9 protein-coding genes, 1 tRNA gene and 1 other annotated feature are annotated in these 11806 nt (G+C 42.3%); of the genes, 7 read left to right on the forward strand and 3 right to left on the reverse strand.

The window, feature by feature from the left end; all coding sequences use genetic code 11:
- Window positions 1-166 precede the first annotated feature (166 nt).
- From A0256_18995 to A0256_19020, 6 genes are all read left to right on the forward strand, one after another.
- Window positions 167-1315, forward strand: a complete 1149-nt coding sequence (locus A0256_18995; GenBank protein ID AMR34619.1) for an aminotransferase — start codon at window positions 167-169, stop codon at window positions 1313-1315.
- A 54-nt stretch (window positions 1316-1369) separates the two neighbouring features.
- Entirely contained in the window at window positions 1370-2155 is a 786-nt protein-coding gene (locus tag A0256_19000; GenBank protein ID AMR33358.1) for an amidohydrolase, read from the forward strand.
- A 240-nt stretch (window positions 2156-2395) separates the two neighbouring features.
- Window positions 2396-2495: a binding site (SAM riboswitch class I), on the forward strand.
- Between the two features lie 58 nt (window positions 2496-2553).
- Window positions 2554-3681 carry a cysteine desulfurase gene (locus A0256_19005; protein AMR33359.1) on the forward strand — a complete coding sequence of 376 codons (1128 nt, stop codon included), beginning with the start codon at window positions 2554-2556 and terminating at the stop codon, window positions 3679-3681.
- Between the two features lie 6 nt (window positions 3682-3687).
- Window positions 3688-3759 (forward strand) — tRNA-Cys (locus A0256_19010).
- Between the two features lie 281 nt (window positions 3760-4040).
- On the forward strand, window positions 4041-4475 hold the full coding sequence (locus A0256_19015) for a MarR family transcriptional regulator (protein AMR33360.1): 435 nt from the start codon (window positions 4041-4043) through the stop codon (window positions 4473-4475).
- A gap of 17 nt (window positions 4476-4492) precedes the next feature.
- Complete coding sequence (locus A0256_19020; GenBank protein AMR33361.1) at window positions 4493-4942, forward strand: organic hydroperoxide resistance protein; 450 nt, start codon at window positions 4493-4495, stop codon at window positions 4940-4942.
- A gap of 309 nt (window positions 4943-5251) precedes the next feature.
- On the opposite strand, the gene A0256_19025 is transcribed toward A0256_19020, so the two are convergent.
- The 3 genes from A0256_19025 to A0256_19035 form a co-directional block, all read right to left on the reverse strand.
- Entirely contained in the window at window positions 5252-5638 is a 387-nt protein-coding gene (locus A0256_19025; protein ID AMR33362.1) for a hypothetical protein, read from the reverse strand.
- A 157-nt stretch (window positions 5639-5795) separates the two neighbouring features.
- Complete coding sequence (locus A0256_19030) at window positions 5796-7118, reverse strand: 2-methylisocitrate lyase (protein AMR33363.1); 1323 nt, start codon at window positions 7116-7118, stop codon at window positions 5796-5798.
- A gap of 47 nt (window positions 7119-7165) precedes the next feature.
- Window positions 7166-8491: a paraquat-inducible protein A gene (locus A0256_19035; protein ID AMR33364.1), complete on the reverse strand. Its 1326-nt coding sequence runs from the start codon at window positions 8489-8491 to the stop codon at window positions 7166-7168.
- A 243-nt stretch (window positions 8492-8734) separates the two neighbouring features.
- Here A0256_19035 and A0256_19040 point away from each other — a divergent pair, with 243 nt between their 5' ends.
- On the forward strand, window positions 8735-11800 hold the full coding sequence (locus tag A0256_19040) for a hypothetical protein (protein AMR33365.1): 3066 nt from the start codon (window positions 8735-8737) through the stop codon (window positions 11798-11800).
- The last annotated feature ends 6 nt before the right edge of the window (window positions 11801-11806 follow it).

Here is an 11806-nt window from a genome sequence, read left to right on the forward strand (position 1 = left end):
CATTCGAAATAAATCATCGGAAGTTTTAATCGTTTACAAAATAACCCCTTCTCACCAGCTTCTGACTTACAGCTAGTTAAATTTATATATTGATACGAAAATATGGACGCCCCCACTTAAAAATTTAACATACCTTATTTACCACAAACTTTTGATTATTTTAGCCCTGATGATACCAGTTATTTCCAAACTACCACAAACCGGTACTACCATATTTACCACGATGTCTGCGCTTGCTAATGATGTTGGCGCTATTAATCTTTCGCAAGGATTTCCTGATTACGATACCGCTCCCGAATTGGTGGAACTGGTTCACAAGGCCATGATTGAGGGGCACAACCAATATGCACCAATGGCCGGCCTACCGGCTCTTCGTGAACAGGTAGCTATTAAAACCGAAAGGTTGTACGGTGCTGTATACAACCCTGATACGGAGATCACCATTACTGCTGGTGGCACTCAGGCAGTGTTCACTGCCATTAGCGCAGTTATTCATCCAAATGATGAAGTCATCATCTTTGAACCTGCTTATGACTGCTACGCTCCTGCCATCAAACTAATGGGTGGAGTAGTAAAGTCGCTGGAGTTGGAACCGCCGGATTACCGCATTGCCTGGGACATGGTGAAGAGACTCATTAATGGTAAAACCAAAATGATTATCCTCAACTCCCCGCATAATCCAACGGGTACAATTTTGCGGAAAGAAGATATTGACGAGTTGAGCTACTTGGTAAAGAACCAGGATATATTAATACTGAGCGATGAAGTTTATGAACATTTGATATACGACGGCGAAACCCATCATAGTATGGCCCGCTACCCTGAATTGCAGCAACGCAGTTTCATCGTTGCATCGTTTGGGAAAACCTTCCACGCCACCGGGTGGAAAATGGGTTACTGCCTTGCACCCGCTTACCTGATGACGGAGTTCCGAAAAATTCACCAGTTTGTGGTGTTCAGCGTCAACTCACCTGTACAATATGCAATTGCAGAATTCCTGAAGGATGAAAACACTTATTTGAGTTTACCGGGGTTTTTTCAGCAGAAACGTGACTATTTTAGAGAAGGGTTGAAAAATACCCGGTTTAAGCTATTGCCTTGCGCCGGATCATATTTTCAATCAGTTACTTATGATACGATCACCGACGAAAAGGACAGTGACTTTGCGATAAGGCTAACCAAAGAATTTGGCGTGGCTGCAATCCCCGTTTCCGCCTTTTACCGGAAAGGTACAGACAACCACGTATTACGATTTTGTTTCGCCAAAAGGCAAGAAACCATTGATAAAGCCGTTGATAGATTACTCAAAGTATAAAATTTGGGTAAGCCATTGCGTAAAGTTTAAAAGCCGTTACTTAACAATCTGCTTATGGATAATCTTAAAGTTACTGTATATCAGGGATATTTATTTTGGGAAAACATAGATAAAAACCTGCAGAATATCTCGCTAAGGTTATCTGGTATCCGCGAAAAAACTAACCTCATTATATTGCCGGAAATGTTTAATACCGGCTTTACCATGAATGCTGAAGCCCTGGCCGAGCCCATGAGTGGTAAAACCATGGTATGGATGCATGCTACGGCACAAAAGTATGAATGCGTTGTGACCGGAACCCTTATTATTAAAGAAGGTGATCAATATTATAACCGCCTAATTTGGATGCGACCGGATGGCAGCTACGAAAAATACGATAAACACCATCTTTTTGCTTTAGGCAAGGAACACCATACCTACACTGCCGGTACAGAAAAATTAATTGTTGAACTCAACGGCTGGAAAATCCGCCCGGTGATCTGTTACGATTTGCGCTTCCCTGTTTGGCTTCGTAATGTTGATGAAGATTATGATGTTTTAATGGTAGTAGCTAACTGGCCGGAAAAACGTGCCCTTCACTGGCGCACACTTATCCCCGCCCGCGCCGTTGAAAATCAAAGTTATGTTATAGCCGTTAACCGGGTTGGCCACGATGGCAATGAGGTTTATCACTCCGGCGACTCCACATGTATAGATCCTAACGGCAATGTAGTTTACTACAAACGGGATGAAGAAGACGTTTATACTTTCTCCATCATTTACGACGAAGTGACGAAAATTCGCCGAGCCCTTCCCTTCCTTAAGGATGCAGACCAATTCACGATAGACGGTTTAGATTAATATATCTCAACCAAGCCTGTCTTAATTCTATTTACCAATAAAAGGTATAGCTGATACAATCGGAGACTGCACTACCCTACTTTAAAATGCATCGTCCATATCACCAGACTAGTTTATGGCATACTTTGCAATGCATTGTGGCTTTGTAAGGTAAATCGTAAAATATAATTTCTGAAATATTTCTACTAAAACTATAGACTTTATAGTTTTTATTTTATATTTGTTGCATAACGTTCTTTAAACTTATCCAGAAAGACCGAGGGAATGGCCCAGTGACGTCTTAGCAACCTATACTATTATAAGGTGCTAACTCCAACTCCCAAATGGGAGAAGATAAGAATATAAGTTGCCCTGCAACTTTCTGGCATAGGTAGATAAGACATTTAAATTTTTTAACGATGAATATTTATCTCGACAATGCCGCCACTACCCCGCTAGACCCACAAGTTTTAGAAGCGATGAATCCATATCTTTTAACCTATTTCGGTAACCCGTCATCCAAACACGGGCCTGGAAGAGCAGCTAAAATTGCGTTGGAGGGTTGCCGAAAGAAAATCGCCGACTTACTAAATGCCCGGCCTGAAGAGATCATATTTACATCCGGCGGAACCGAAGCTACAAATATAGCCATAGCTTCTGCCGTAACCTGCGATCGTATCAACCACGTGATCACTACAGCCTTTGAACATCCCGCTGTTTTGCAAACGCTGAAATCGTTAAGTAATCAATACCATACCAGGGTGAGTGTCATCAAATACGATGAGAAAGGCAATCTTGACCTGAAGCATCTCGAATACCTTTTGATTAATAATACAAACAGCCTGGTGAGCGTAATGCAAGCCAATAATGAGATCGGCAACCTTAATGATATTGAGGCAATTGGGAATCTATGCGAAAAATACAGAGCTTTGTTTCATACCGATACCGTGCAAACCATTGGGCACTACCGCCACAATCTTAACAGTCTTAAAGCGCATTATCTTACAGCTTCCGCACACAAATTTCACGGTCCAAAGGGTGTAGGTTTTTTATATTGTCGCACCGGGCAACGTTTAAACCGCCTAATTCATGGTGGAGGACAAGAAGGTGGTTTACGGGCCGGTACAGAAAACATCCCAGGAATAGTTGGAATGACCCGAGCATTGGAGATTGCCTGCAACGAGTTAGCGCATGACAGTATTTATATCGGCAATTTAAAAAGTCACCTTATCCATTCCCTGATTTCGTCAATTCCGGATTTATCCTTTAATGGTAATTGCGCGGATGCTAACAGCCTTTACACCGTGCTCAGCGTTTGCTTTCCGTCGGCAGGCGCGGACTTGATGACTTACCTTGATGCAGAAGGTATTTCGGTATCTGGAGGCAGTGCTTGTTCAGGGGGGGCGCCCTCTCATGTGCTGAAAGCGCTGGGTACAGATCTGTCAAGAACCACCATCCGGTTTTCCTTCAGCAAGTTTAACACCATTGCAGAGCTGGATTTGGTAGTTGCGAAATTGGCTGCGGTATACCAACTAGTTGCAGCTTAAAAATCAGGTGGAGTGGCCGAGTGGTTAGGCAAGGGTCTGCAAAACCTTTTACGGCGGTTCGAATCCGCCCTCACACCTCTGAAACCTCTTTGTAGTAAAGTAAATGAACAAATGGTTGCATTTCGTCATTATTATAATGGCTAACTTTTCTATAATTCACTGTTTAAAAAACGCTCCTTTAAACGCTCTCTCTTGTAAGTAGTACCAGAAAAAATATTGTTCTATTCATTCTAAAGCAGAATTATTCAGCCTAGCATACGCTACCTATTAGCTTCGCAAATGCAATTCCGCTGTCAAATAAATTAAATTGTACACAATATAATTTTACACAATGTATATTTGCTCAGTAATTAGTGCCAATGGATTATTTAAAATTAGAAAGTCAAGCTTGTTTCCCCGTTTATGCCCTCTCGAGGGTTTTTACAGCGCATTATAAGCCTCTTTTAGATAATATAGGGCTTACGTATCCACAATACCTGGTTATGATGGTAATATGGCAGGAGCGGCAGATGTCTGTAAAGGAAATTGGCGAAAAGCTGTTGCTCGATTCAGGGACATTAACACCTTTACTCAAGAAATTGGAAACTAAAAAGTTGGTCAGCAGGATCAGAAGTGACCGGGACGAGCGGGTGGTGAACATTAGCCTCACCAAAAGCGGTGAAGCACTTAAAGCAAAAGCGGTAATGATACCTGAACTGTTTAAATGTAGTCTTGATCTGAGCCTATCAGAAATTACTTCACTGAGAGATACAGTCAATCTCATTTTAGAAAAAACAAAACAAAATAACAAATAACACAAATAACAAATAACATGTCGGTTAAACCAATTTACACAGCAATAGCTACCGCAACGGGCGGAAGAAACGGACAAGTAGTATCGTCTGACGAAGTATTAAAATTCGAAACAAGAATGCCTAAGGAACTGGGTGGTAGTGGTGGCGCATACACTAATCCTGAACAATTATTTGCCGCAGGCTACGCAGCCTGTTTTGACAGTGCTCTTAATCTTGTAATAAAAAATGAGAAGGTAAAAACAGGTGTAACTGCGGTGCGTGCTGAGGTGGGTATCGGATCAGACAACGCGGGCGGATTTGCTTTGGTAATAAGCTTAACCGTGAACGTGCCGGAAGTTGATCAGGACACCGCCCAAGCTTTAGTTAATAAAGCTCACCAGATTTGCCCATATTCAAATGCTACCCGGGGCAACGTTGAAGTATCACTTGCTACGTCCATTTTATTAGCAGAAGAATTTGCTGCTTAAAACTAAGCAGTGCTGGAATTTAACCCGTATGTGCAAGGAGGTTGAGTTTTATAAATAGCAATTGTTTCTTTATGATACGATTTTCTTAAAGATTGAATTTTTAATCGTATTTGAAGAATACGTTCGCAGTGTTTAAAACTAACACCGGAGAAGCTTGATGCAATCCAGAAACACCTAAAAAAGAAAGGGCGGTTACCAATGCCTCAACAGACAAGGTAACCGCCCTTCAATATTTTGATGAAATAGAATTAAGCTATTATTAATTGAACAGCCACCCAAATGATGACTTCATTGGGATGTAATCAATTATTAGGCAGACATCAAACTTTTTGACTTGGCGCCAGCATGGTGATCTATTTTCTGTACAAAGTGCTGTAAATCGAAAGGTTTAGCGATAAAATCATCAGCACCACATTCTGATGCAATTTGCTCAAGGTTAGCATTCGCAGAAACCAAAACCACCGGTATATGTTGCAAATCCGGATTTTCCTTGATATAACGACACATCGATTGCCCGTCTTCTCCACCCAAATTAAGGTCGAGCATGACCAGCGCAATGTCTTTTGAGGCTAACTGGCGCCTTGCCAAGCCGGTATTGCTCAAGCTGATCACTTTGTAACCTTGCATCTCCAGTAAAATGCACATCATTTCACCTATTATCGGCTCATCCTCAATCACAAGTACCTTGTTTCCCATAATTTTAAATATGCAATTTGTGGGCCAAATTCTAAACAGACGAGAACTTGACTTACCTAACCGTCGACTATCACATACATTAATAACCCTCTATCGAAGTATCTAGAATAACAGGAGCTAAAGCATAGGAAATAGGGGCGCACCCTAGCTTCGTTTGCTATTTTGCCCCATGTGGTGTTATCCTTTTCAATATATATGACAAGATTAGTGCAAAAACTACGTAACCCAGAAATATGATATACCCTGGTTGCAAGGAGGTATTATTTGCAGTTGTGGTAGTCAGGAAACTGTTGTGAATGTTTAGGTTTGATAACTGACTTTTCAAAATGCCGTTCAGACCAATGTAAGTCATTAGTATGCCTACCACCATTACATCGGCCATATCCCATTTGCCCGATTCAAATGCCAAGTATCGCACTACCCTATTTTCGGCAATTTTTTTATTGCTCATGATATGGATACCTCTGGCAAGTAAGCGGACAACCGGTAAAATAATTATGAAAAGCATAATAAGTACGCCAATTACCACAGCATCCGGCTTGGGCTGTTTTATCAAAACCTGTACGATGCCCAAAATACTTTTACTCTGAAAAAATAATACCTGGTTTACAAATTCTACCTTCTCCCCCAGTAACACAAAATTGAGCGATGAAATTCGCGCATCAACTTCAATTATCGAGGCGGTTATCCCTACAGTTAAAAGCACCCCTGCAAATAACAAAGACATTACGAACAATACGGTATGCAAGTGAACTTGTTTCCTCATTAGCAACCACAGGCCAAGTGCAAATGCAACGCAACCCAGCATAGCATACGCGTAATTGTAAGTTACCTTCCGAATTTCTGTTAATTGATTGGTAATGGTATTATTGAAAGAAATGGGGTCTCCTACATGATACTTTTTGTATAAGTATTTAGTCACTTCATAGTTAGCGACACTGGTACTGTCGTAGGTTTGTCTTTCGAGTTGTTCCAGCTTTCCGGAAGCAATACCTTTAAGCCTTCTCTGGCTTGCCGGGCTATTAACTTTATCGATGATAGTTTTAGCGAAAGAGGGTACCTGTGCCTGGATATCTTCCGGATTAACAATGGCGTTGAAAGCGATTTTCTTCAGCTTGCCGCCAAAAGATTTTTGCGGTTTATTGATCTCAGCAACTGTCTTGCTCACCATTGCGTGTAACTGTTGTTCTACCTGCCTTCTAAGGGCTTTTTTTTGAGCGGCCGTCATGCTATAATCGTGTACCTGGTGATTCACTACCGCGGCTATACGGTCGCGCCATTGGTCTACCGAAAAAAGTCCGAAGGTAACATTATTAGACATGCTATAGTCTTCTTTAATCTGTTCCTGCTCGTTGGATAGCGAATACAACTTATAGCCAAAATAGGCCTCACCGGAAAGCAAAGCGCTTAAACCGATGATGAGTATAATATTTGCGAAGCCAAATTTTTTAGGCTCCGGAATTTGTGGTTGAGTTGTCAATGTAATAACTGATTAGATAATGAATTAAACGATAAGGGTAATAAAATCTAATGCGAATCGTGCGGGGTGATAAATTTAAGTATGGTTGACAGTATAAGACCGTACAACACAAAGCTGATAAAGATGATATAACCGGGCTGCAATGCCGTATTATTTGTTGTGATGATTGTCAGGTTATCACTTTTTATATTGAGGTTGGCCAGTTGGCTTTCCAGCAAACCATTGAGGCCGATATAAACCATTAAGATGGCAATCACAATGACATCTGCGATGCTCCATTTGCCCGATTGAAATGCAAAATATTTGATTATCCTGTTCTCGGCTAGCTTGCGTTTGCTCAACAAATGAATGCCGGTGGAGCTTAACTTCATAATGGGAAACAGGATACTAAAGGCGAGGATGAGAATACCTACCAGTATTGAATCTACTGCGGGTTGTTTTACCAGCACTTCCACCACATCCAGGATACTTTTACTTTGGAAAAATAATACCTGGTTTTTAAAAACTACAGGCTCGCCCAATAGCACAAAATCCAAGGATTGCACGCGGGCATCAACTTCTATCATAGATGCCGTTAAACCAACAGCAAGCAAAATAAAAGCAAACAACAGCGACATGATAAAAAGCGCCGCATGCAGTTCAACCCTTTTCCGCATAAGCCACCATAGCAGTAAAACCACTACAACGCAGCCCAGCATAGCAAACGAATAAGCATAAGTTGTTGTGCGGATGCTCTCCAATGAATTGGTTAGCTTGTTATTAAATTCATCCGGCGACGCAACGTTATATTTTTGGTACGCTTTTGCTATCATAGCATGGTTGGCCTTTGCTGCACTGTCCAGGTAATCGCTATGTTGTACCTGGGTAAATTTGGTCATAGCCAGGTTACTTAACTGTTTTTTGTTGGCCGGATTGTCAATCTTGGCAATAATGGTTCTGGCAAAGCCGGGAACCTGGGCTTTTATTTTATCAGTATTTACGAAGGTTTTAACGGCGAACCTTTTTAATTTTCCGCCAAGTGTTTTTGGCTTTTTATCCAACAGCGCTTCGGCTTTATTAATCAATGCCAGGATGATCTGCTGCACTTCCACCTGCAGGTCCTTCTTTTGTTTGGCCGTCATACTAAAATGCCGCACCTGGTGATTGATGATTCCGGCTACTTTATCCTGCCATTGATCAACAGAAAACAGGCCAAGCGTAATGTTGTTGATGTTCGCGTAATCTTCCTTAATTTCTTCTTGCTGCGCAGAAAGATTGTGTAGCCTGTAGCCAAAATAGCCTTCACCGCACAGCAGCACGGCCAGGCCGAGAATAAGTAATAATTTGGAGACGTTAAATCCCTTAACGGGCTCGTTGTAATGTTCTTCGGTCAAATGGATTTGGATATAAATAGGTGGAACCGAAATATAAACTAAAATCAGCAGTGATTGTTTCTAACAGAAACAACAGTTTATACTATTAAGGAATACCGGCAAGCAGGCCTATGAAAATATTCTTAGCACACGTTATAGTTCCAACCATCTATTTTCCACTATCCTTTATAACTTTCAATTCCTTCTCACCCTAAATAAATCTTCCTATTTTGCGTTACTGAAATAGTTTAACCAGAAAGATAGATGAGATTTGTTTTACGCGGACTTTTGTTCCTGTTTGCCTTTAATTATACACTTGGTGCGTTTGCCCAGGATGTAGAGAAATCCAAAGATCAGCAAAAGAAAGAGAAGCCGCTTAAAAAAAGGGAACTCACCCAGTTTGTTGATCCCTTTATAGGCACAGGCGGCCATGGCCACACCTACCCAGGTGCCGTTGCCCCATTCGGGATGATGCAGTTGAGTCCCGATACACGCCTGGATGGCTGGGACGGATCTTCCGGATATCATTACAGCGACACTACCGCTTATGGTTTTTCGCATACGCATCTAAGCGGCACCGGAATTCCCGATTATTGTGATGTGCTCTTTATGCCCACAACCGGTGAACCCCGCCTAAAAAACACAGAATACCGGTCAGGCTTTAGTAAAAAATCAGAGGCCGCATCCCCGGGCTATTACCGTACCAGGCTAAACAAATACAATATTGATGTAGAACTAACTGCCACTACCCGCGTAGGCGTTCATAAGTATGATTTCCCTGCTACCGATAAAGCAAATATCATCATAGATCTTCAACACCGGGATGAAGTGCTGGATTCCTGGATTGAAGTGGTTAATAATCATGAGATCCGGGGCTACCGCCGTTCTAGATCCTGGGCTACGGATCAGTCGGTTTATTTTTACGCCAAATTTTCAAAGCCGTTCAAAGCCCATGGCATTGCGCTAAACGATCAATTGCAAGTCGGGCAAAACATGTTGCAGGGTAAAAACATAAAAATGTATATTCAGTTTGCAAACCCCGGCGAGGTGATCTCGAAAGTAGGCATCTCATCGGTGAGTGTCGATGGAGCTTTGAAGAATTTGGATACTGAGGTGCCCGATTTCGACTTTAAAAAAATACAGAAAGCCGCGAAAGCTGCCTGGAATGAGCAATTGAACAAGATCCAGGTGGAGGGTGGCGCGCCGCCGGCACAAAGACAGGCGCAGGAGTTAAATGTGTACGGCTACCCAACCAACAATAAAAAAGGAACGGAGTTGATAGACTATGCAAAAAAGAAACAAGTAATTTTTTATACGGCTCTGTACCACTGTATGCTGGCACCCAATGTATACAATGACGTAGATGGGCAATATCGTGGGCTGGATCAAAAAATCCATACTGCCACAGGCTTTAATTACTATTCGGTATTTTCTCTTTGGGATACGTTCCGGGCCGAGAACCCATTACTGGCACTGATAGACCGGAAACGCACTTCAGATTTCATCAAATCTTTCTTAGCAATGTATGAGCAGGGCGGTTTGCTGCCCGTTTGGCCCCTGGCCTCCAGCGAAACTTTCTGTATGGTGGGCAATCATTCCATCCCTGTTATTGTAGATGCCTATGCGAAAGGAATTCGCGATTTTAATGTGGAAGAAGCATTTACGGCTATGAAAGCCGCCGTTAGCCGCAACCAGTTTGGGCTGGATAATTACCGTACCACCGGTGCTGTAAATGCCGATGTGGAACACGAATCGGTATCAAAAACATTGGATTATGCATATGACGACTGGTGCATCGCCCAAATGGCCAAAATGTTGAATAAGCCGCTGGACTATGTCGAATACATCAAACGCGCCCAGTACTGGAAAAACGTTTTCAATAATCAAAACACTTTTATGCAGGCACGCGAAAACGGTGGCTGGTATACGCCTTTTGATCCAACCGAGATCAATAACAATTACACGGAAGGGAACGGTTGGCAGTATACCTTCCTGGTACCTCAGGATGTGGAAGGATTGATGAAAAGCATGGGTGGTAAATTAGATTTTGAAACCAAACTGGATGAACTATTTAGTACAACTGCCAAATTAAGTGGCCGCGAACAAGCCGATGTTACCGGTTTGGTGGGCCAATACGCGCATGGCAACGAACCGAGTCATCATATTGCTTATTTGTACAACTTCACCAATTCCCCAAGCAAAACGCAATATTATGTAAATAAGATCCTGCGGGAGCAATACAATGACAAGCCCGACGGGCTCTCCGGCAACGAGGATTGCGGGCAGATGTCGGCTTGGTACGTGATGAGCTCTTTGGGGATTTATAACATCGCGCCAGGTCAGCAGCAGTTTCAAATCGGCAGCCCGCAGTTCGAATCTATCATCATCAGCCTGGAAAATGGCAAACGCTTCACCATCAGCAATACCGGCGCTACGGTGAGCCGCGAAAACAATTATCTGCAGGGCCTTAATCTTAATAAAAGCGTTTACAATAAATTGTATCTCGATTATGAAACTATCCAAAAGGGCGGCGAATTTGAAGTATTCACCGGCCGGATTGCCAATAAGCTTTTCATGCAGGATCTGGAGAAACCTACTTCTGCCATCACCGATGAGGTGATCGTACCTAATCCTTATATTATTGCCGGCTCTAAAACATTCAAAAAACCAATCACTATAGAAATTAAATGTGCCGATAGCCTCGCAAAGATCCATTACACACTGGATGGTTCTACTCCTACTGTATCATCAGCTGTTTACGATAAGCCTATTCAAATCCTGGTGAATACAACTGTAAAAGCAATGGCTGTTAATAACGGCAAAACCAGCTTTGTCGATGAGGCAACTTTCAACAAAATCCGCAGTGATCTTAAACTGTCCCTCGCTAATAAGTATCTCCCAAATTATTCTGCACAGGGCGATGAAACGCTTATTAACGGTATCCGTGGCACGGCCAACTGGCGGCTGGGAAACTGGCAGGGTTACCAGGGTAATGATTTGGAAGCTGTTATTGATCTCGGACAGGTAAAGCCAATTAAACAAGTAAGCCTGGGGACTTTACAAGATACACGCTCGTGGATTGTATTCCCAAAATCGGTGCAGTACTGGACATCTGATGATGGTAAAAACTACAAATTAGCTGCAACTGCCAATACCAAAATAGACATTAAAGAGCTGGAGCCACAAACCCAGGACTTTATATCGACTTTAAATACACGTGCCCGTTATATTAAGCTGGTGGCTAAACAATATGGCCCGTTGCCCGATTGGCACGAAAGTAAGGGCAGCCCAAGCTATATCTTTGCAGACGAGCTTACTATAAGTGAATGATTTTGT

The sequence above is a fragment of the Mucilaginibacter sp. PAMC 26640 genome (assembly GCA_001596135.1).
Lineage (GTDB): Bacteria > Bacteroidota > Bacteroidia > Sphingobacteriales > Sphingobacteriaceae > Mucilaginibacter.

What these genes read in the sequence shown, in the direction of transcription:
- A0256_19025 (AMR33362.1), bottom strand. Translation starts at nt 5,638, where the DNA reads ATGGGAAACAAGGTACTTGTGATTGAGGATGAGCCGATAATAGGTGAA.
- A0256_19020 (AMR33361.1), top strand. Translation starts at nt 4,493, where the DNA reads ATGTCGGTTAAACCAATTTACACAGCAATAGCTACCGCAACGGGCGGA.
- A0256_19000 (AMR33358.1), top strand. Translation starts at nt 1,370, where the DNA reads ATGGATAATCTTAAAGTTACTGTATATCAGGGATATTTATTTTGGGAA.
- A0256_19005 (AMR33359.1), top strand. Translation starts at nt 2,554, where the DNA reads ATGAATATTTATCTCGACAATGCCGCCACTACCCCGCTAGACCCACAA.
- A0256_19040 (AMR33365.1), top strand. Translation starts at nt 8,735, where the DNA reads ATGAGATTTGTTTTACGCGGACTTTTGTTCCTGTTTGCCTTTAATTAT.
- A0256_19015 (AMR33360.1), top strand. Translation starts at nt 4,041, where the DNA reads ATGGATTATTTAAAATTAGAAAGTCAAGCTTGTTTCCCCGTTTATGCC.